18 protein-coding genes are annotated in these 19,994 nt (G+C 66.9%); 7 read left to right on the top strand and 11 right to left on the bottom strand.

All coding sequences use genetic code 11. The features are described from left to right. Nucleotides 1-81: 81 nt before the first annotated feature. Entirely contained in the window at nucleotides 82-213 is a 132-nt protein-coding gene (locus QX132_RS20500; protein ID WP_315739833.1) for a hypothetical protein, read from the top strand. A gap of 48 nt (nucleotides 214-261) precedes the next feature. Here the strand turns inward: QX132_RS20500 and QX132_RS20505 are convergent, their stop codons facing one another. The 9 genes from QX132_RS20505 to QX132_RS20545 all read right to left on the bottom strand — a co-directional run bounded on the left by QX132_RS20505 (nucleotide 262) and on the right by QX132_RS20545 (nucleotide 9,049). Continuing rightward, on the bottom strand, nucleotides 262-747 hold the full coding sequence (locus tag QX132_RS20505) for a cytochrome c-type biogenesis protein (protein ID WP_316162679.1): 486 nt from the start codon (nucleotides 745-747) through the stop codon (nucleotides 262-264). Between the two features lie 5 nt (nucleotides 748-752). Next, nucleotides 753-2,732: a heme lyase CcmF/NrfE family subunit gene (locus tag QX132_RS20510; RefSeq protein ID WP_316162681.1), complete on the bottom strand. Its 1,980-nt coding sequence runs from the start codon at nucleotides 2,730-2,732 to the stop codon at nucleotides 753-755. Beyond that, complete coding sequence (gene ccmE, locus QX132_RS20515) at nucleotides 2,729-3,265, bottom strand: cytochrome c maturation protein CcmE (protein ID WP_315756469.1); 537 nt, start codon at nucleotides 3,263-3,265, stop codon at nucleotides 2,729-2,731. The genes QX132_RS20510 and ccmE overlap by 4 nt, the downstream gene beginning before the upstream one ends. A 31-nt stretch (nucleotides 3,266-3,296) precedes the next feature. Next, nucleotides 3,297-4,400 carry a c-type cytochrome biogenesis protein CcmI gene (gene ccmI / locus QX132_RS20520; protein ID WP_315739837.1) on the bottom strand — a complete coding sequence of 368 codons (1,104 nt, stop codon included), beginning with the start codon at nucleotides 4,398-4,400 and terminating at the stop codon, nucleotides 3,297-3,299. A 138-nt stretch (nucleotides 4,401-4,538) separates the two neighbouring features. Continuing rightward, complete coding sequence (locus QX132_RS20525) at nucleotides 4,539-4,808, bottom strand: hypothetical protein (protein ID WP_316162683.1); 270 nt, start codon at nucleotides 4,806-4,808, stop codon at nucleotides 4,539-4,541. Between the two features lie 107 nt (nucleotides 4,809-4,915). Beyond that, on the bottom strand, nucleotides 4,916-6,382 hold the full coding sequence (locus tag QX132_RS20530; protein ID WP_315798372.1) for a hypothetical protein: 1,467 nt from the start codon (nucleotides 6,380-6,382) through the stop codon (nucleotides 4,916-4,918). A 110-nt stretch (nucleotides 6,383-6,492) separates the two neighbouring features. Beyond that, nucleotides 6,493-7,869 (bottom strand): sensor histidine kinase, encoded by a 1,377-nt coding sequence (locus tag QX132_RS20535; protein ID WP_315739840.1) that lies wholly within the window; start codon nucleotides 7,867-7,869, stop codon nucleotides 6,493-6,495. Between the two features lie 62 nt (nucleotides 7,870-7,931). After that, complete coding sequence (locus QX132_RS20540) at nucleotides 7,932-8,606, bottom strand: response regulator transcription factor (protein WP_006614547.1); 675 nt, start codon at nucleotides 8,604-8,606, stop codon at nucleotides 7,932-7,934. A 290-nt stretch (nucleotides 8,607-8,896) separates the two neighbouring features. Continuing rightward, nucleotides 8,897-9,049, bottom strand: coding sequence for a hypothetical protein (locus tag QX132_RS20545; RefSeq protein ID WP_316162685.1), 153 nt, complete (start codon nucleotides 9,047-9,049; stop codon nucleotides 8,897-8,899). 256 nt (nucleotides 9,050-9,305) lie between these two features. On the opposite strand from QX132_RS20545, the gene QX132_RS20550 reads away from it, so the two are divergent. Continuing rightward, nucleotides 9,306-10,280, top strand: a complete 975-nt coding sequence (locus QX132_RS20550; RefSeq protein WP_315739842.1) for a Ku protein — start codon at nucleotides 9,306-9,308, stop codon at nucleotides 10,278-10,280. 62 nt (nucleotides 10,281-10,342) lie between these two features. On the opposite strand, the gene QX132_RS20555 is transcribed toward QX132_RS20550, so the two are convergent. Then, nucleotides 10,343-10,570, bottom strand: a complete 228-nt coding sequence (locus QX132_RS20555; protein ID WP_316162687.1) for a hypothetical protein — start codon at nucleotides 10,568-10,570, stop codon at nucleotides 10,343-10,345. A gap of 184 nt (nucleotides 10,571-10,754) precedes the next feature. On the opposite strand from QX132_RS20555, the gene QX132_RS20560 reads away from it, so the two are divergent. Continuing rightward, nucleotides 10,755-11,756, top strand: coding sequence for a LysR family transcriptional regulator (locus tag QX132_RS20560; RefSeq protein WP_315798398.1), 1,002 nt, complete (start codon nucleotides 10,755-10,757; stop codon nucleotides 11,754-11,756). 403 nt (nucleotides 11,757-12,159) lie between these two features. Beyond that, entirely contained in the window at nucleotides 12,160-13,656 is a 1,497-nt protein-coding gene (locus QX132_RS20565) for a porin (RefSeq protein WP_315756474.1), read from the top strand. Nucleotides 13,657-13,887: 231 nt separating this feature from the next. Here QX132_RS20565 and QX132_RS20570 read toward each other — a convergent pair whose 3' ends face one another. Beyond that, complete coding sequence (locus tag QX132_RS20570; RefSeq protein WP_315716136.1) at nucleotides 13,888-14,052, bottom strand: Flp family type IVb pilin; 165 nt, start codon at nucleotides 14,050-14,052, stop codon at nucleotides 13,888-13,890. 382 nt (nucleotides 14,053-14,434) lie between these two features. Here QX132_RS20570 and QX132_RS20575 point away from each other — a divergent pair, with 382 nt between their 5' ends. From QX132_RS20575 to QX132_RS20585, 3 genes are all read left to right on the top strand, one after another. Next, nucleotides 14,435-15,967, top strand: a complete 1,533-nt coding sequence (locus tag QX132_RS20575) for a thymidine phosphorylase family protein (protein ID WP_315739844.1) — start codon at nucleotides 14,435-14,437, stop codon at nucleotides 15,965-15,967. A gap of 46 nt (nucleotides 15,968-16,013) precedes the next feature. Then, nucleotides 16,014-17,606 (top strand): MBL fold metallo-hydrolase, encoded by a 1,593-nt coding sequence (locus QX132_RS20580; RefSeq protein WP_315739845.1) that lies wholly within the window; start codon nucleotides 16,014-16,016, stop codon nucleotides 17,604-17,606. 258 nt (nucleotides 17,607-17,864) lie between these two features. Beyond that, nucleotides 17,865-19,982, top strand: a complete 2,118-nt coding sequence (locus tag QX132_RS20585; RefSeq protein ID WP_316162690.1) for an OmpA family protein — start codon at nucleotides 17,865-17,867, stop codon at nucleotides 19,980-19,982. Nucleotides 19,983-19,994 lie beyond the last annotated feature (12 nt).

The following is a 19,994-nucleotide window of genomic DNA, read 5'->3' on the forward strand; positions in this document are numbered from 1 at the left end:
CGGGAGACGGGACGAGCACGGGGTTTTGCGGGCTACCGGCCGAAGCAAGATGGAGCATCGAAGGCGTGCTGGACGCTGACCATGAGCACTCCGGCCACGTTCTGCCTTCCGCTCCTCACCCTGAGGAGCCCGCCGCAGGCGGGCGTCTCGAAGGGCGAGGCCCGCGCTGTGGCCTCATGGTTCGAGACGGCGCTGCGCGCCTCCTCACCATGAGGGTGAGCTCCGAAACCGGCGCGGCGCATCGACCATGAGTCGCGCACTTCATGTCGCCGGCGGCTGCTCCGCGGCCATCAGCGCGGCGAGCCGCGCCTCCTCCTCCGCCGTCAGCTTCGGCGTGGCCTCCGGGCCGCGCTGGCCGCGGCGGCGCACCTGCAGCCACAGCGCAAGCCCGCCGCCGAGCAACAGCAGCGGCGGCAGCAGCCACAGCAACAGGGTCTGGCGCTCGAAGCGCGGCTTCAGCAGCACGAACTGGCCGTAGCGCGCGACCAGGAAATCCAGCACTTGATTGTCACTATCACCGGCGGCGAGACGCTCGCGCACCAGGAGGCGCAGGTCGCGCGCCAGCGGCGCATCGGAATCGTCGATCGACTGATTCTGGCAGACCATGCAGCGCAGCTCGCGCGACAGCGCGCGGGCGCGCTGCTCCTTGGCCGTGTCGGCCATGACCTCGTCGGGCTGCACCGCATGCGCCACCGGCGCCGCGAGCAGCAGCAGCGCGAGCGCCGCGAGACCGAGAATGCGTCGCATCCGCCCTACTCCGCCGGCTGCAGCGCGTGCGCGGCACGCGCCGGCCGCGGCGCACCGACACGGAGACGACGATCGGACAGCGACAGCAGGCCGCCGAACGCCATCAGCACCGGACCGAACCAGATCAGCAGCACCAGCGGCTTGTGATAGATGCGCACGGCGAGGCCGCCGTCGGCGGTGGCATCGCCGAGCGAGACGTAGAGCTGGCTGACGCCGCGGGTCATCAGCGCCGCTTCCGTCGTCGACATGCCGCGGGTGGCGAAGCTGCGCTTGCTCGGCGTCAGGACGCTGAGCTGCCTGCCGTCCTCGCTGATGACGAAGGTGCTGACGACCTCGCTGAAGTTCGGGCCCTGGCGCTGGGTCATGCCGTCGAACTTGATCTGGTAGCCGGCGAGATTGCGGACGTCGCCGGGACGGAGCGTGCTGATCAGCTCGCTGTTCCAGGTGGTCTCGCAGACGATGCCGAGCAGCGCGACGCCGAGGCCGGCATGCGCGAACGCCGTGCCCCACACCGAGCGCGGCAGGCCGCGGGTCCGGTGCAGCGCGGTCCTGAACGGCACGCGGGCCACGCCGCTGCGCTCGACCAGATCAACGACGGAGCCGGTGATCACGAACACGCCGAGGCCGATGCCAACAGGCGCCAGCGCGCTGCCGCCGCGCGCCCAGGCCCAGGCGATCGCGATCGCCACCAGCGCGGTGACGCCAGCCGCGAGCAGCCGCTGCATCGCAGCGACGAGATCGCCGCGCTTCCAGGCCAGCATCGGGCCGAACGGCACCATCAGCAAGAGCAGCGCGAACAAGGGGCCGAAGGTGATGTTGTAGAAGGGCGCGCCGACCGAGAGCTTGAAGTCGAGCGCCTCCATGATGACCGGATAGAGCGTGCCGAACAGCACGGTGGCACAGGACACGGTGAGCAGCAGATTGTTCAAGACCAGCGCGCCCTCGCGCGAGATCGGCGCGAACAGGCCGCCCTGCTTCAGCGCGGTGGCGCGGCCGGCGAACAGCGTGAGGCTGCCGCCGATGAACAGCACGAGGATGCCGAGGATGAAGACGCCGCGCGTGGGATCGCTGGCGAAAGCGTGGACCGAGGTGATGACGCCGGAGCGCACCAGGAAGGTGCCGAGCAGGGACAGCGAGAAGGTCAGGATCGACAGCAGGATGGTCCAGACCTTGAGCGCGTTGCGCTTCTCCATGACGACGGCGGAGTGCAGCAGCGCGGTGCCGGCGAGCCAGGGCATCAGCGAGGCGTTCTCGACCGGGTCCCAGAACCACCAGCCGCCCCAGCCGAGCTCGTAATAGGCCCAGTACGAGCCCATGGCGATGCCGAGCGTCAGGAAGATCCAGGCCATCAGGGTCCACGGTCGCACCCAGCGCGCCCAGGCGGCATCGATGCGGCCTTCGAGCAGGGCTGCGATGGCGAAGGAGAACGAGATCGAGAAGCCGACATAGCCGAGATAGAGCATCGGCGGATGCACGGCGAGCCCGATGTCCTGCAAGACGGGGTTGAGGTCGCGGCCCTCGATCGGCGGGGTGGCGAGGCGCGTGAACGGGTTCGAGGTGGTCAGGATGAACAGATAGAACGCGGTCGCGACCCAGGCCTGCACGGCGAGGACGCGGGCGCGCAACGACAGCGGCAGGTTGTTGCCGAAGGCCGCGACCATGGCGCCGAACAGCGCCAGGATCGACACCCACAGCAGCATCGAGCCTTCGTGGTTGCCCCACACGCCGGTGACCTTGTAGAGCAGCGGCTTCATCGAGTGCGAGTTCTCGAACACGTTGGCGACGGAGAAATCCGAGGTCACGTGCAGGGTGATCAGCGCGATGAAGGACAGGCCGGCGAACAGCAATTGCGCCAGCGCCGCCGAGCGGCCGACATTCATCAGCGCGACGTCGCGCTGGGCGGCGCCGAGCATCGGCACGGTGGACTGGATCAGCGCCAGCGCGAGCGCCAGCACCAGGGCATAATGTCCGCTCTCTGCAATCACTGCGTCGCTCCTGCCGCGCTCTTGTCAGCTCCCTCGCGCATCGACACCGGGCTTGGTGTGGCTGCGCCGGCTGGCTTGGCGCCGGCTTGCGGCTTGCCGTAATCGTCCTTCCAATGGCCCTGCTTCTTCAGGCTGTCGGCGACTTCCTTGGGCATGTAGGTCTCGTCGTGCTTGGCGAGCACGGTGTCGGCCTTGAACACGCCGTTGGCATCGAGCGCGCCCTCGGCGACAACGCCCTGCCCTTCGCGGAACAGGTCCGGCAGGATGCCCTTGTAGGCGACCGGCAGCTTGGCGCCGCCGTCGGCGACCTCGAAGCTGATGTCGAGATCGTCGCCGCGCTTCAGCGAGCCCGGCTGCACCAGTCCACCGAGCCGGAAGCGCTTGCCCGGGCCGATATGCTTCTCCGCCACCATGGTCGGGGTCGAGAAGAACACGATGGAGTCGCGCAGCGCGTTGAGCACCAGCCCTGCCGCGACCGCGAGCACGAACAGCGCACCGCCGATGATCGTCAAACGCCTCTGCTTGCGTGTCATCCCGTCATCCCGTTGGCGGCGGAAGCGCCGCTCATCCATCCAAGCCGAAAGTCTTCACGCCCTCGTTGAGCTGCCGCAACCGCTCGGCATCGCCGGACACCGCCTGCCGCGCATCCGACAGCGCCCCCTTGGCCTTGTCGAGATCGCCCATCACGACATAGGCGCGCACCAGGCGCAGCCAGCCCTCGACGTCGTCGCCATTCTGCTTCAGCCGCGCCGCCAGCCGGTCGACCATGCCGCGGATCATCGTCTCGCGGTCACCGTCGCTCATGCTCTTGGCCGCGGCCATCGCCTCGCTCGGCAGCGCCGGCACCTCGCCGCCGCCGACCCGGCCGAGCGCCGCCGTCACCAGCGGCCGCCACGGCGCATCCGCCGGCGCCTTGCCCAGCATCGCCCGCCAGATCGCGCCCGCATCGTCCTTGCGGCCGTCCTGCTCGGCGGCGAGACCGAGGTAGTAGTTCGACTTCGGCTCGTCGGCCTCGAGCGCATGGGCCCGCTCGAACTCCGCCTTCGCCTCGGCGGTGACGACGCCGCCGGCGGCGGCCGTGATCACCTCGCCGAGATCGGCGCGCTTGGCCGCGCCGTCGCCGGCATAGGTGATCATGTTGCGATAGGCCCGAATCGCGTCATCGGTGCGGCCGAGCCGTGCCAGCACCGGGGCGAGCACGGTCCAGCCGCGGCCGTCGGTCGGATTCTTCTGCAGATGCTGCTCGACCTGCGCCACCAGCGTTTCCAGCGGCTGCGTCCCGGTGGGCGGCGCCGCGCGCGCGGTGAGCGGGAAATCCGGCAGTTGCGGCGAGCCGAGCGGCAAATAGACCGCGAGCGCCACGATCGGCACGCCGATCAGCGCCAGCACGGCCGACGCGCGGCGCAGGCCGAGGCTCGGCTTCACCGTGGCCTCGCCCTCCTGGTCCGCAGCGGCCAAAAGGCGGCGGCTGATCTCGACCCGCGCGGCCTCCGCTTCGACCTTGCCGATCAGCCCGGTTTCGACGTCGCGCTCGATCTCGGCCAGCTGGTCCTTGTAGACGACGACCTCGCGACCGTCCGACGAGGCCCGCGCGCCCAGGCCGAGCGGCAGCAGGACGGCGAAGATCGCCGCGGCCGTCATCACGGCGAACACGAACCAGAGAGTCATCGGACAGAGTTCCAGTCAGCGCCCACCGGCAGGCGCGCCTCGCGCCGCTTTTAACCAGCACCGTTCCCGGCGGCAATTCACATTTGCCGCCGTGGTAGCCCAGCCGTCCGCGCCGAAAAACTCAGGAGGATTACGTAATTAGAGGACCTCGAACTCGGCGCTCTTGGCGAGATAGCTGCCGCGCCCGTTCAGGGCCACCAGGAAATAGGTCCCCGGCCTGACATGGTCGGTGAGCCTGATCCGCAGCGACCCGACCGGGACCGGCGAGGCGATGGTGATGACGGGATCGGCGAGTGGCGCCCCGCTCGTCTTGTCGACGAGCACGACCTTCGCCTTGATCATGAGGTTGCGATAGGTCGCGCGAACGACGCGGTTCTCGACCTCGACGAAGTTGATGACGGAAATCATGGTCTTGATGAAAAAGGATGGAACCTGGCGGGAACCTATGCGTGGCCCCGGGGCGGGGTCAACTTGAAATTGCAAAATCAAAAACGTAAACAGATTAGCAGAAAATCTCAGCCGGCGCGCGAGGATTTTCGTTCGCCGTTCATCGCGTTCTCGGCCGCCCTGCTCATCAATTGGGCGTAGTCGTTGCCGAACAGGACGTGACAGAAGCGGATCGCCGCCGACACCTGCGACTGCCGATAGGCGCGCGCCCGCGCATCGCCCGAGCGCAGCGACTGCACCAGCGCTTCGGTGGCCTTCTCGACATATTGCTGCAGGTCGGAATAGGTCCGCAGCGTCACCTCGTTGATCGCGAGCTCGCTGGCATAGTTGCGGCAGACGGCGACGAACTCGATCAGCGCCGCCACCTCCTCGACCTCGCTGCCGTCGACGCCGGCGCCGGCCGGAATGTCCTTGTCGGCGCGCTGGCGCAGGATGCGGCGGACGCGGCCCGGCACGCTGTCGATCTCCGATTGCAGGGCATTGGAGATGTCGGCGCGGATCGCGGTGAGCTGCTTGCCCCAGTTCGATTCCGAGCGCAGGTCGAGCTCGGTGCGCAGGCCGCGAACGCCGTCATGCAGCGTCTTCAGCGTATCGCCGAGATTGGAGAAATGACCGCGCCGGATGTCGGCGCGCAGCACCGAGGCGAGCCCGGCGAGATCGTTGAGCGCGATGGTGACGGCGACGCCGAACGGGGTCGCCGCCACGCGGATCTCGTCGTCCGATGCCGCGATCTTGGTGGCGAGCCGGATGATCTGCCAGGGCGCGGCGAGCCGCTGCATCACCAGCGACAATGCGAACGGCAGCATCGAGGGCGTCTGCAGCGACGGCACGTTGATGGCTTCGGTGACGGAAGCAATCTGCGAATCGCCGAGCACGCGGATGATGCCGGGCAGCCGGCCGTTGAGGCCGTCGAGCGCCTCGCGATTCTGCAGCACCAGCCCGATCGGCAGGAGATCCTCGATCACGCTGGGCGCGCCGATGCGGGCCAGCGCGCGCTGGCGGTCGCCGGTCGCGTTGGGGCCGACGAGGTTCATCAGCGCGTCGGCGGCGGCGCGCTGCAGCTTGCGCGCGGCCATCTCGACCTCGCGCGAACTGTCGCTGGAGACCGCCATCGCGGCCTCGAATTCGGCGTAGCGCTCCGGCGCCCCTTCGCGGCCGAGCCACTGCCAGACCGGCAGCAGCGAGGCACGGCGGATCTGGCCGGGACGGAGAGGACCGGTGGAATCGGTGAGGAACGGGTCGAGCGGCCGGAACAGCCGACGCGGGCCATCGCCGCTCTGGCGGCGCTCCTCGCGGGCCTGCGGACGGGCGATCTCGATGGCGGGTTGGGGCCGCGCCGGGTCGGCTGTTGGCGCGGGAGCCGGCGGCGCGACGGGACGCACCACCTTGCGCAGTTGCTCGAGCACCAGGGTCGCCACGGCGACGTCCTGGCCGCGCTCGATGGCGCGCTCGAATTCGCGCATCAGGAGCGACTGCGCGTTCGGCGGCAGCTGCCCGAGATATTCCCTTAACCGCTCGTGAGCTGTCTGACCCATGCGCCGGCGTGCAAATTTCCACGGCGAGAGCGCACATCGCGCACCCCTGCCCGAACCATAGCGTCCGCGGTATTAAGAACACCTTTAGGATGGCGAAATTCGCCGCCCCGTCAAACGCCGGGCAATCTCAGCTCCGCCCGCAGTCCCCCGGTCGGGGCATCGCCCAGGGTCAGGCGGCCGCCATAGAGCGCGGCCAGATCGGTGACGATCGACAGCCCGAGCCCCGATCCCGGCTTGGATTCGTCCAGCCGCTGGCCGCGCCGCAGCACCTGGGCGCGCTCGGCGGCCGAGAGGCCGCGGCCATCGTCGTCGACCACGATCCGCAGCATCGGCGACGCCCCGGATTGGGCCGGCGGCTCCACCGTGAGCTCGACCGAAACCCGCGAAGCCGCCCATTTGCAGGCATTGTCGACCAGATTGCCGACCATCTCCTCCAGATCCTGGCGCTCACCGCGAAACCTCGCGGCGGGATCGGCGGTCGCCTCGACCACGATGCTGCGGTCGCGGTAGATCTTTTCCATGGTGCGCCGCAGCGCCTCGATGGCCGGCGCCACCTCCGTCACGGTGGATACGATGGTGACGCGCGCGGCGATCCGCGCCCGCTCGAGGTGGTGGGCGACCTGGTCGCGCATGACGTCCGCCTGCTCCATGACCTTGGCCGCGAAGGGGTCCGCCGCATGGGTCGCCGCTTCATTCACGATGACGGAGAGCGGCGTCTTGATGGCATGGGCGAGATTGCCGACATGCGTGCGCGCCCGCTCGACGATCTCGCGATTGGCATCGATCAGCGCATTGGTTTCGCGGGCCAGCGGCGCGATCTCGACCGGAAACTCCCCTTCCAGCCGCTCGGCGCGCCCGGACCGGATGTCGGCGATCGATTCGGAGATGCGTTTCAGCGGCGCGAGGCCATAGCGGACCTGGAAGATGGTCGTGAGCAGCAGCACGATCCCGAGCGCCGTGAAGGTGCCGCCGAGGTAATAGTCGAAGCTGCGGGTCTCGTCGAAGATCTCCGAGGCATCTCCGGCGACGCTGACCAGGAATTTGCCGTCGGAGCCGAGATCCACCGGGCGCTCGACCATGCGCAGGTCCTGGTTCTCCGGCCCCTCGACATAGCCGATCCGGATCCCGGCCGCCGTGAGCTCGACCCCCTGCTCCTCCAGCTTGGGCAGCTTCTTGTCCCACAGCGAGCGCGAGGCCCGTACCTCCGGCTTCTCGGCGTCGGTACGGGTGATCTGCCAGTACCAGCCGGACAGCGGCAGCTCGAACAGTGGCTCGCCCAATGACTGGAATTGGCGGTCCGGCGGATCATCGGGGGTGGCGACCTCGGCGATCAGGGTGCGCAGATAGAGGTTGAGCCGTCGGTCGAAGGCGCGCTCGGTCGCGTTGCGATAGACCGAGGACAGCACGATGCCGGTGATGGCGAGAATGACCACGAGCCACGCGGTCGCGGACAGGAACAACCGGGTGGCAAGTGAACTCTGGCGCATGACCGCAAACTAGCGAAACGGCCGGCGCCCGGCCACCTCGAATGGCTGGCTCCGGAAATGGATCAGGCGCCTGCGGCCGGCGGCGGGGTCAGCAGGTAGCCGAGGCCGCGCACGGTCTGGATGACGTCGCAGTCGAGCTTCTTCCTGATGCGGCCGACGAACACCTCGATCGTGTTCGAATCGCGGTCGAAGTCCTGGTCGTAGAGATGCTCGACCAGCTCGCTGCGCGAGACGACGCGACCGGAATGATGCATCAGATAGGACAGCAGGCGGTATTCGTGTGAGGTCATCTTGACGGGGTTGCCTGACACGCTGACCTTGCCGGTGCGGGTGTCGAGGGTGACCGGCCCGCAGGTCAGCTCGCTCTGGGCATGGCCGGCCGAGCGGCGCAGCAGCGCGCGGATGCGCGCCAGGACTTCCTCGAGATGGAACGGCTTGGCGACATAGTCGTCGGCACCGGCGTCGAAGCCCTGGACCTTGTCGCTCCAGCGGTCGCGCGCGGTCAGGATCAGCACGGGCATCGCCCGGCCATTGCGCCGCCAGGCTTCCAGCACTGAGATGCCGTCCATCTTGGGCAGGCCGATGTCCAGCACGACAGCGTCGTAGGGCTCGCTGTCTCCCAGATAGTGCCCTTCCTCACCATCGAACGCACGGTCCACAACGTAGCCGGCGTCGCTCAGGGCCGTGGTGAGCTGACGGTTGAGATCCGGATCGTCCTCGACAACGAGCAGACGCACGCTTGCCTCCAGAGCTGAACTGCACGATTTCCGCCCTCAAGATGAACCGGAAGGCCGTGAACCGTGCATGAACGGAACCCGAGCGACCAAGTTACTTTTTGGTCATCTCGATCGGGACCGCCGGCAAGGGCCGACAGAATTGGGGCGGATATAAGCTCTGGAGGATGGGCATGTGAAGACCCGCCGCACCGATGGCGGGGCTTGAACGCGGACCCGCGGGGACGCGGACGGACGTGCTCCCCGGGTCCCCTCCCCAGCCACGCAACGGAGCGGGTCGAACGGTCCTCGTGTCACGTGCGGAAGAACACGAACCAGACCAGGCCAAGGACCAGCAGCGCCAGTCCGGTGGAGATGGCCAGGATCGCCAGGACGGACGATCCAGGCTCACCCTGCCGCGCTTCGGTGGGGGTCTCGACGATCTGCGTCGGTCGTCTGGCTGCCATGGTGCCCTCAGCTGACTGTTATCCGCGTTCGAGCGGTAAAGCGCTCTGTCACGCACTCTCGTTGGCAACGTCGGCAGCCAGGTGATGTTCCGGTACGGCGCCCCCCCTGCGACGGGTTAACGCCGATCCGAGAATCTGCCGGCCAGCTTGTTGAATCCGCAGCCTCGGGTGTTATCCTCGCGGCTGCCGCGAGAACGACGTCCGCAGCAGCCCGGTTCGGAGCAAGCCGTTAGTTCGGAGTTAAGTGGAGTAGGTCATGGCCCCGCGCGCCAATTGGAAGGGTTTTCTGCGCCTGTCGCTCGTGACCTGTCCGGTCGCGCTCTATCCGGCGACGTCGGAGTCCGAGAAGGTCTCCTTCAACCAGATCAACCGCAAGACCGGCCACCGCATCAAATACAGCAGGGTCGATGCCGAGACCGGCGAGGAAGTCGCCAATGACGACATCGTCAAGGGCTACAAGGTCGACACCGACACCTACATCGAGGTCACCAAGGACGAGCTCGAGGACATCGCGCTGGAATCGACGCACACGATCGAGATCGACGAGTTCGTGCCGCGCACCGACATCGACAGCCGCTATCTGATCCGCCCCTATTACCTCGTCCCTGACGGCAAGGTCGGCCATGACGCCTTCGCAGTCATTCGCGAGACCATCCGCAGCATGGACAAGGTCGCGATCGGCCGTGTCGTGCTCACCAACCGCGAGCACATCATCGCGCTGGAGCCGCTCGGCAAGGGCCTGATGGGAACGCTGCTGCGCTACCCCTACGAAGTGCGCAACGAGGAAGAATATTTCGACGACATCCAGGATGTGAAGATCACCAGCGACATGCTGGATCTCGCCAAGCACATCGTCGAGAAGAAATCGGCCGACTTCCAGCCGGAGAACTTCGAGGATCACTACGAGGCCGCGCTGATCGAGCTCATCAACAAGAAGCGCAGCGGCGTGACGATCGCCGCCAAGGCCGCGCCGAAGTCGAGCGGCAACGTCATCAACCTGATGGACGCCCTGAAGCGCAGCCTTGCCAGCGAGGGTGACAAGGCGCCCGCCGCGGCCGCCCCCGCGCCGAAGGCCAAGGCCAAGAAGCCGAAGAAGCGCGTCGAAGGCCAGCGCGAGATGCTGCTGCCGATCAGCGGCAAGAAGGCCAAGGACGAGACGAAGAAGGCCGAGGAGCCGAAGAAGTCGGAGAAGCCCGTGCGAACCACCGCACGCTCACGCAAAGCGAGTTGAGGCTTCGATACGGCGAGCGACCTCCGGATCTCTGCACGTCGTACGGGTCCTCTGCATAACGGTCACTCGGCCGCGACTGCCGCGAGTTCCAGGTGTTGCAGCGGGCACGCCACACCGCGCGTGGCCACGGGTCTGTCATCCACCAACGACACCGCATCGATCGCCGCCGTCCCATTCACGGCGGAAACATCTGCCTTGGTCAGGTAAGTTGATCCTGCGACGGTGATCCAGCGATCAGGCGCGGATTTGTGATCGTGTCGACATCGCTCCGATGCTTGCGGAATGATCACGTCGCGCCTAGCTCTGCGGCGCGGGATGGTGATCCGGGCGTACAGCTTCCTGATGGAAGATTGATGTGCCTGGTCGGTCGGGACGACGCTGGCGAAGTCGTCCCAGCCGCACGACGCGGCGTATCAGGGGGATATGGATGTTTCAGCACGATACGGACCAACGCCGGGCGCAGTACGCCTAGCGATGGCACGGGTTCAGCTGTCCGAGCTCTCCGCTTTCGCAGCCGTCGCGGATTCGTTGAGCTTCACCAAGGCCGCCGCTTATCTCGGCTGCTCCTTGCCCACCATCAGCCAGACCATCAAGAGCCTCGAGGAGCGGCTGGACGTCAGGCTGTTCAACCGGACGACACGCAGCGTGGCCCTCACGGAGGCCGGCGAGCGCCTGCTGGCGGAGATCCAGCCGATTCTCGAACGGGTCGACCAGGCCATCGAGAGCATCAACGCGTTCCGCGACAAGCCGATGGGCACCCTGCGCCTGACCGTATCCCGCGTGTTCGCCGTAAGGGGGCTCGGCCCCCTGATCAGGTCATTCCTGGCCGAATACCCGGACATCCATATCGAACTGGCTGTCGACGACACCAACAGTGACATCGTGCGCAATCGCTTTGATGCCGGCATCAGATCCGGACACCGGGTGGAGCGCGACATGAAGGTCATCCGCGTCTTCGACGAGTGCAGCTTCGTTGCGGTTGCCGCCCCCGGCTATCTCGCGGCGCATCCCGCGCCGGCCGTTCCCGAGGATCTCCAGGCCCATAATTGCATCCGGCATCGGGTCCCTGCCGACGATACGCTGCAGCCCTGGATCTTCGAAAAGGGCGGCGAGCGCACCGAGATTGCTGTGGACGGCTCCCTCATCGTCAACGACTTCGATCTCGCGCTGAATGCCGCACTCGACGGCATCGGCGTCGCTTATCTCGTCGAGCCGATGATCGAGCCGCATCTGGCCGAAGGACGGCTAATGCGGCTGCTGCCCGGCTGGAGCTACGCGACGCCCGGACTGTTCCTGTACCATCCGAGCCGCCGGCAACCGCCGATGCCGCTGCAGGTCTTTCTCGACTTCGTCAAGCGCTGGCGCAGCGGCGTCACCCTGGACGCGATGACGCGCGCGGCGGATTACGGCGCACACGGGTTGGTAGCAGCGACGTCACATCGAACGTCGATGCACGTCGAGCCCAACCGCCGCTGAGATCACGTGCGAGGCCGGAGAGATCATTCGCGCGTCGGCAGCGACGCTGCGAAACGCCATGATGCGCGCAGTTTGCGATGTGCAGCGGGATTGTTCGGGATTCCCATCTAACCTATTCACGATTATCACCATTAACAAATTGACACAGCGAGGCCAAAACCGCGGCGTGACCGCGTCGACGCTGGTGCGTGCGAGCAGCGTGTTAACGACGATCGAGTGTGCCTCGAACAAGCAGAGCACATTCATCAAATCGAAATTGGCTCATGCACACTGCATTCAACCATTCCGCCAGTCGCGCCGATCAAGCCGTCGCCGGAATCAAATGTGTGAGAGCAGCAATCTGGCGAAGCCAGAGGCGACACGCGGGGGGCCGTGTGCATCGCCGTCAACCGGAGAAACGGAAATGAAGACGTTGAGGGGCCTGCTACTCGGAACGGGAGCAGTGATACTGTCCGCCGCGGCGGCGCAGGCCGCGGATCTTCCGCTGAAGGCCAAGGCCGTCGAATATGTGAAGGTGTGCTCGCTGTACGGCACCGGCTTCTACTACATTCCCGGCACCGACACCTGCATCAAGCTCGGCGGCTATCTGCGCGCCGAGACCGCGCTGTGGACCAACAGCAATTACGGTGGCGCCTATTCAGGCCAGGCCGGCGCAGACAACCGCCTGAGCAACCGCTATCAGACCCGTTCGCGCCAGGATCTGAACATCGATACGCGCACCGCGACCGAATATGGCGTGGTGCGCACCTACTTCGAGACCGTGCTGAACTGGACTTCGGGCTCCTATGGCGGCGCGGGCGCCGGCGCCACCTCCTACACCGGCGATGCCATCTCGGGCGGCATCGTCGGCGTCTACTACGCCTTCATTCAGTTCGCCGGCTTCACGATGGGCAAGGCGGTGTCGACCTTCGACGCGCCCTGGACCAACTATCCCGGCAACAATTTCGACGGCCTGGTTGGCGGCAGCGGCTCCAACAACGGCGTCAACCAGTTCACCTATACCGCCGATTTCGGCCAGGGCATCACCGCCGCGGTCTCGCTGGAAGACCAGACGCAGTTCTTCACCACCAACATCTGGAACACGTCGGGCATCACCGCGGCCGGCGTGCTCGGCGGCAATTATGGCTCGAGCAGCTTCGGCGGGACGGTGTCTCCCGACATCATCGGCATGGTTCGCGTCGACCAGGCGTGGGGCATCTTCCAGGCGTCGTTCGCCGCGCATGACAATCATGCCGCCTATTACGGTGCGACCGAGACCTCGGGTCATCCCTCCGACAAGTGGGGCTGGGCCGCGCAACTGGCGCTGTCGATCAAGAACATCCCGACCGGTCCGGGCGACGTCGTCAACCTGCAGGCGGTCTACACCGACGGCGCTAGCCGCTACAACTTCCAGAGCCTCGCCAACACGACCTACGCGATGTACGGCGGCACCAACGTAGCCGGCGCCTATCAGAGCATCGGCTTCGCCGGCGTCGCCGACGCGGTGTTCGGCACCGGCACGGGCCTGTCGACCGTGCAGACCTGGGGCATGCGCGGCGCCTTCACCCACAATTGGGATCCGCGCTGGAATACGGCGCTGTACGGCGCCTATGCCCAGGTGCGCTATGGCCAGACGGGATCGAGCCTCATCTGTGCCGGCATTGCCGCCACCGCGATGCTGACGGCGGGCTCGACCTGCAACCCCGACTTCAATCTCGGACAGATCGGCCTCATCACCCGATGGACGCCGGTCAAGGGCCTGACCTTCTCGGCCGACGTGACCTACAGCCACCTCGACCAGAAATATTCGGGCACGGCGATTGCTCCGGCCGTCACGAGCACGGCGAAGCCGGCCGCGATCTACCAGCTCAAGGACCAGGACACGGTGAGCATGCTGCTGCGCGCCCAGCGCAACTTTTGAAGCTGGGCTGTTGAACCTCTGACTGCTCGACGAGCTTCCGGCGATGCCCCCGCCGGAAGCTTCGTTCGTGGAGACTGGCGGCGCGTCGCATGCAACAGAATGGGATGGGGCACAATGCAGCAGGCGTCGTGCACAATCACGACGCCTGTGACTTGATCGGCCAATGAGTTGATTCGGCCAATGAGTTGATCACGCGCCGACTTGATCGCGCGGCAATTTGACCGGCGGGCTCTACTTGATCGAGGTGTTGATCGCGGTGAACTTGCTGCTCAGCCCCGAGCCCAGGCCATTGACGGCCGCCAGGATCACGATGCTCAATCCGCCGGCAATGATGGCGTATTCGATTGAGGTCGCGCCAGCCTGATTCTTCAGGAAGCTCGCAATCAACTGCCGCATCTACCTCTCCGGTCGGGCTCGATCATCTGACGCGCCGGAAGGGCGCGCCGAGGCCGGGATGGACGCCCCGCCGGAAACCCTCCGTCATCGGCTTGAACAATCGGTTAACCCGATGAGGTACCTGCGCGGCCCAGATTCGGAGCCGGCATTCGATCGCAGGCCCGCCCTCACCCGACCTCCGAGATCCGAACCGGAGTGCAAGCAACTGAACTTGCTTCGCTTTATTCTCAGTCCGCGGCCCCCGGCCGGCTGGCGGCAGAGCCGAGCCGCTGAATCCTCGTCCGACACATTCAGAAAAAATTCGGCTTATCCGCCAGATGCCACGTCATGATCTGGGTCAACGGCGATGGCGTGGACCGCCTTAAAGGTTATCCTGGTCGCCATGAGCACAACAGATTCCGCCCGCCCCCAGCTCAAGATCCGCAGCGTCGCGCTCGACACCGGCCGCGAGAACGTTGTCGTGATCTCCCGCCGCTCGAAGGCGCTGCGGCCCGAGGTCTTCCGCGGCTTCAGCCGCGTCGAGCTGCGCTGCAACTCGCGGACGCTGCTGGCCACACTCCTGATCACCGACGACGACGCACTGATCGGGCCCGACGAGATCGGCCTGTCGGAGCCGGCGCTGCGGCGCTTTGCCGAGCCGGCCGGCACGCTCGCGACCGTGTCGCCCGCGACGCCGCCCGACAGCATGGAGGCGGTCCGGGCCAAGATCCGGGGTGAGACCTTGAGCGACCAGGCGATCGTTGCCGTGATCGAGGACCTCACCCACTACCGCTATTCGGACATGGAGATCGCAGCCTTCCTGATCGGGTCGGCCAGCTTCATGACCTCGGGTGAGCTGCTGGCGCTGACGCGCGCCATGGCCAATGCAGGCACTCAGCTCAAATGGCCGGACCCGGTCGTGGTCGACAAGCATTGCATCGGCGGCATCCCCGGCAACCGCACCTCGATGGTGGTGGTGCCGATCGTCGCCGCCCACGGCCTGACCATCCCGAAGACCTCCTCGCGTGCGATCACCTCGCCGGCCGGCACCGCCGACACGATGGAGGTGCTGGCGCGGGTCAATGTCGGCGCGGAGGAGATGAAATCGATCGTCGCCGCCTGCAATGGCTGCGTGATCTGGGGCGGCCACGTCAACCTGTCGCCGGCCGATGACATCCTGATCTCGGTCGAGCGCCCGCTCAGCCTCGATACCCGCGAGCAGATGGTCGCCTCGATCATGTCGAAGAAGCTCGCTGCCGGCTCGACGCATCTGCTGCTCGACCTGCCGGTCGGCCCGACCGCCAAGCTGACCAGCGGCGCGGAGGCGATGCGCCTGCGCAAGCTGTTCGAGTTCGTCGGCGACAGGTTCGGTCTCAAGGTCGAGGTGATCACCACCGACGGCCGCCAGCCGATCGGCAACGGCATCGGGCCGGTGCTGGAGGCGCGCGACGTGATGGCGGTGCTGGGCAACGAGCCGTCGGCCCCGGCTGACCTGCGCGAGAAATCGCTGCGGCTGGCGGCGCATCTGCTCGAATATGATCCGAAGCTGCGCGGCGGCGCCGGCTATAACAGGGCGCGCGAGCTGCTCGACAGCGGCGCGGCGCTCAAGCAGATGCTGAAGATCATCGATGCGCAGGGCCCACCGGAATGCCGCAGCGAGCTCGGTGATCTCGCCTTCGACGTCAAGGCCGAACACGACGGTATCGTCTCCGCGATCGATTGCCTGCGGCTCAATCGCCTCGCGCGCACCGCCGGCGCGCCCGTGAACAAGGGCTCCGGGATCATGCTGTTCAGGAAGATCGGCGATCGTGTCGACCGGGGTGAGCCACTCTATCGCGTGTTCACCTGCGATCCGTCGGAGCATGATCTGGCCGCAGCCGCGGCCGCCGCCAACCACGGCTATAGCTTCGCCGACGGCGCGAACGGTCGTTCGTGATGAACCGTCGTCGAGCATCGATCCATCGTCCTCGGGAGACCGCCGCATGAGTGTGACCGTTCGATTCTGCGGTGCGGCGCACACCGTCACCGGGTCCTGCTATCTGGTCCGGACCGACAACGGACAGATGCTGATCGACTGCGGCCTGTTCCAGGGTCAGAAGACGCTGAAGGAGCTCAATTACGGCGACTTCCCATTCCGTCCCGCCGATATCGACGCAGTGCTGCTGACGCATGCGCATATCGACCATAGCGGCCTGCTGCCGAAACTGGTGCGCATGGGCTTCGACGGCAAGATCTTCGCGACGCGCGGCACCATCGATCTCTGCTCCTGGATGCTGCCCGATGCCGGCAACATCCAGGAGCAGGAGGTGCTGGCGCTGAACCGCCGCAACACCGCGCGCGGCCGCGGCGAGGTCAGCCCGATCTACACCCAGGACGACGCCATCGCCGCGCTGCAATACTTCCAAGCCGTCCCCTACGAGACCTGGACCGATATCATTCCCGGCGTCCGCGCCCGCTACTGGAATGCCGGGCATCTGCTGGGCTCGGCCTCGATCGAGATCGAATTCGCAGGACAAGGCGCCGACGGCGCGCCGCTGCGGCTGCTCGCCTCCGGCGATGTCGGGCCCGACGCCAAGCTGCTGCAGCCGGATCCGAAAGCGCCCGAGGGCTTCGACTACGTGATCTCGGAGGCGACCTATGGCGACCGCATCCGTGAGCCGACCACGCCGGAGCTGCGCCGCGGCCGTCTGGCCGGCGAGGTGCGCGACGCGGCGGCGGCCCAGGGCGCGCTATTGATCCCGGCCTTCGCGGTGGAACGGACGCAGGAGCTGATCGTCGATCTGGTCGGCCTGATGGAGCGAGGCGAGATTCCGGCCGCGCCGATGTTTCTGGATTCGCCGCTGGCGATCCACGCCACCGAGGTGTTTCGCGCGCACACCGAGAGCCTCGACGGCGGCAGCGATGTCGGCCGTCTGTTGTCGTCGTCGCATCTGCGCTTCACCGAGACCGTCGATGAAAGCAAGGCGATCGCCAAGCTGACCGGCTTCCACATCATCATCGCCGCCAGCGGCATGTGCGATGCCGGTCGCATCCGCCATCATCTCAAGCGCTGGCTGTGGAACAGCCGCGCCACCGTGCTGCTGGTCGGCTACCAGGCCAACGGCACGCTTGGGCGCTTCCTGCAGGACGGCGTCAAGGCGGTGCGCATCCAGGGCGAGGAGATCAAGGTCGCGGCGCGCATCCGCATGATCGACGACTATTCCGGCCACGCCGACGGCGCCGAGATCGCGCGCTGGATCGCGGCCCGCCGCCCGATCGCGCGCGGCCTCTTCCTGTCCCACGGCGAGGACGCTGCGATCGCGGCGCTGGCGACGCGCGTCGCCGAGCGGATCGTGCCGGCGGCGAAAGTGTTCTCGCCCCTGCTCGACGACGTCTATGAGCTGACGAGCGCAGTGCCGACGCCGCTCGACGTCGCGCGCCGACGGCGGCTGGCGCCGGAGGCGGTCACCCGGCTGGACTGGCACAACGACATGTCGGGTCTGCTGCTCGACATCCACGAGCGGATCGAGCAGGCCGCCGACGATCGCGCCCGCGGCGTCATCATCCGCCGCCTGCGCCGGGCGCTGGAGGAGTGATGCGAGCGGCGTAGCCGCGAAGGCTGCGCGCCTGCGATGTTCGTCGTCGAACGGTCACACTTTGATCGCACCTTGAGGACGATCGGGTGCGGTGCGAAGCTCGCAGACGGCGACGCTCTCGCAGCTTGTGCATATTGAAACACACAACGTGCCGACGGCTGGTCTCCGAGAGCTGTTCTGATAGGCTCGACACGTGGTTCATGACAACGGAACGATCCGGGTGAACCGGGCGCAGGTGGGGAAACGAGGGGCTCTCACATGCATCAACCATCGAAATGGTGGGCGGGACTGATCGCTGTTGCCGTGCTGTGGCTCGCGGCCATGAGCTTCAAGACGGCGGGGGTCGAGGACGATATCGCACCGCGGGCACGTGCCGCCGTTGCCGCCGCCGTCCCCGACACAGCCGCGGCTCTCAAGGTCTCTGTCGCGGGGCGTGACGTTCGCATCGAAGGGCCGGAGTTCAGTCCCGATCAGTCGACGAAACTGGAGGACGCCGCGTCGGTCAACGGCGTTCGGCTCGTCGACGGCACCTACGACAAGCTGCCGACACCGAAACCGTATGCCTTCCGCGCCACGCGAAACGGCAGCCAGCTCGTGCTCGAAGGCGCGGTGCCGACGCCCGCCGTTCGGAATGCCGTGCTCAATGCCGTCCGTTCGTCCGGCGGTGAGGTGGTCGATCGCCTCGGCTATGCGCTGGGAGCTCCGGCCGACTTCGCGGCCATCGCGAGCCACGGATCGGTCCAGGCCGCCAAGCTCAACGGCGGCGCGTTCGCGCTCGCGGACAAGGCCTATTCGATCGCAGGTGCCGCCGCATCGTCGGACGCCTATGAGGCCGCCATCGCCGCGACGCGGCAGTTGCCGGGCGGCGCCGTGCTCGACAAGGTCGCGATCCTGCCGCCGGAGGCAAAACCGTTCATCTGGAGCGCGGTTCGCGAGAGCAACACGCTGGTGATGTCCGGCGTCGTTCCGAATGACGACATCAGGCGCGCGCTCGAGGCCGCCGCGATCAAGGCCTGGCCCGGCGCGTCGGTGATGCATCACATGCAGATCGCGCGTGGCGCGCCTGCTGGCGATTTTGGTGCCTACACGTCCTATGCGCTGACGGAGCTCACCAGGCTGAGCACGGGCCGCGTCGTCATCTCCGACGCCACCTACACGATTTCGGGCGAGGCGCCCTCGACCGCCGCCTATGACGAAACGATGGCCGGTGTCGGCAAGCTGCCGACCGGGCTGACCTTGGCGAAGGCCGACATTCTGCCGCCGGAGATCAAGCCCTATCGCTGGTCGGCGGAGTTCGACGGCACCGGCTTGAGCCTCACAGGTCTCGCGCCGAGCGGAGCGACCCGCGATGCGATGCTGGGCTCCGCCAGCGGACAGTTCGACGGCAAGCCGATCAAGAGCCAGATCGGCATCGCCCGCGGCGCCCCGGATGGCGACCTTGCCAAAGCGAGCGCGAGCCTGCTGCAGCAGCTCGCCCGGCTTTCGCAGGGGCGCGCCGAGATCAACGACACCCAGGTCTCGCTCAGGGGCGTCGGACTCGCCAACGTCACCGGCGCAGCCGTGCGCGAGCAACTGGCCGGCGCCCTGCCCGCGCCGTTTGCGCTCGCGTCCATCGACGTCCGCGACGGCCCGGTCTCGCCTTACGCGTTCGGACTGCAGAAGCAGGACGGCCGTGTCATGCTGAGCGGCTACGTGCCTGATGATGCCGCCCGCCGCGATCTCGTCGACGCCGCCACGTCGACGTTCATCACCGAGACGGTCGAGGACGGCCTGAAGATCGGCGACGGTGCGCCAAAGGATTACGTGCAGTCGCTGAAGGCGACGTTCCCGGCGCTGGCGCGGCTGTGGTCGGGTGCGCTGACGGCGAAGGACGCGGCGATCACGGTCGACGGGCTCGCCATCTACGACAAGTCGGCAGAGCAGGTCCGCAAGGAGCTCGCCGATGCGGTCGGCAGCGGCTTCAAGCTCGACGACGTCAAGATCGGCCTCAAGCCGGAAAGCCCGCCACTCGCGGTCGCGGAGTGCCAGCCGGCGTTCAACGGGCTGCTCGCCAAGGGCCGCGTCCGCTTCAGCACCGGCAGCGCCGAGCTCAGCCGCGAGTCGCTGGCGCTGCTCGATCACCTGATCGAGGTTGCGCAGCGCTGCAAGGACGCCGAGATCGCGATCGAAGGCCACACCGACAATGTCGGCGACGAAGCTAACAACATGGACCTCTCCAAGCGCCGGGCTGCCGCGGTGGTCGGCTATATCGGCGACGCCGGCATCGACACCTCGCGCATGACCTCGGAAGGCTACGGCCAGACCAAGCCGGTCGCCTCCAACGACACGGCCGAAGGCCGCGCGCAGAACCGCCGCATCGAATTCGTCGTCAAGTGAGGCGCTGACATC

The organism is Bradyrhizobium sp. SZCCHNRI20481, assembly GCF_032485055.1.
Lineage (GTDB): Bacteria > Pseudomonadota > Alphaproteobacteria > Rhizobiales > Xanthobacteraceae > Bradyrhizobium.

Excerpts from the sequence above, each read along its gene's own strand:
- ccmI (WP_315739837.1), bottom strand. The coding sequence starts at position 4,400 with ATGACTCTCTGGTTCGTGTTCGCCGTGATGACGGCCGCGGCGATCTTC.
- QX132_RS20505 (WP_316162679.1), bottom strand. The coding sequence starts at position 747 with ATGCGACGCATTCTCGGTCTCGCGGCGCTCGCGCTGCTGCTGCTCGCG.
- QX132_RS20570 (WP_315716136.1), bottom strand. The coding sequence starts at position 14,052 with ATGCGGCAGTTGATTGCGAGCTTCCTGAAGAATCAGGCTGGCGCGACC.
- QX132_RS20530 (WP_315798372.1), bottom strand. The coding sequence starts at position 6,382 with ATGGGTCAGACAGCTCACGAGCGGTTAAGGGAATATCTCGGGCAGCTG.
- QX132_RS20535 (WP_315739840.1), bottom strand. The coding sequence starts at position 7,869 with ATGCGCCAGAGTTCACTTGCCACCCGGTTGTTCCTGTCCGCGACCGCG.
- QX132_RS20500 (WP_315739833.1), top strand. The coding sequence starts at position 82 with ATGAGCACTCCGGCCACGTTCTGCCTTCCGCTCCTCACCCTGAGGAGC.
- QX132_RS20585 (WP_316162690.1), top strand. The coding sequence starts at position 17,865 with ATGCATCAACCATCGAAATGGTGGGCGGGACTGATCGCTGTTGCCGTG.
- QX132_RS20575 (WP_315739844.1), top strand. The coding sequence starts at position 14,435 with ATGAGCACAACAGATTCCGCCCGCCCCCAGCTCAAGATCCGCAGCGTC.
- ccmE (WP_315756469.1), bottom strand. The coding sequence starts at position 3,265 with ATGACACGCAAGCAGAGGCGTTTGACGATCATCGGCGGTGCGCTGTTC.
- QX132_RS20580 (WP_315739845.1), top strand. The coding sequence starts at position 16,014 with ATGAGTGTGACCGTTCGATTCTGCGGTGCGGCGCACACCGTCACCGGG.
- QX132_RS20545 (WP_316162685.1), bottom strand. The coding sequence starts at position 9,049 with ATGGCAGCCAGACGACCGACGCAGATCGTCGAGACCCCCACCGAAGCG.
- QX132_RS20525 (WP_316162683.1), bottom strand. The coding sequence starts at position 4,808 with ATGATTTCCGTCATCAACTTCGTCGAGGTCGAGAACCGCGTCGTTCGC.
- QX132_RS20560 (WP_315798398.1), top strand. The coding sequence starts at position 10,755 with ATGGCACGGGTTCAGCTGTCCGAGCTCTCCGCTTTCGCAGCCGTCGCG.
- QX132_RS20550 (WP_315739842.1), top strand. The coding sequence starts at position 9,306 with ATGGCCCCGCGCGCCAATTGGAAGGGTTTTCTGCGCCTGTCGCTCGTG.
- QX132_RS20565 (WP_315756474.1), top strand. The coding sequence starts at position 12,160 with ATGAAGACGTTGAGGGGCCTGCTACTCGGAACGGGAGCAGTGATACTG.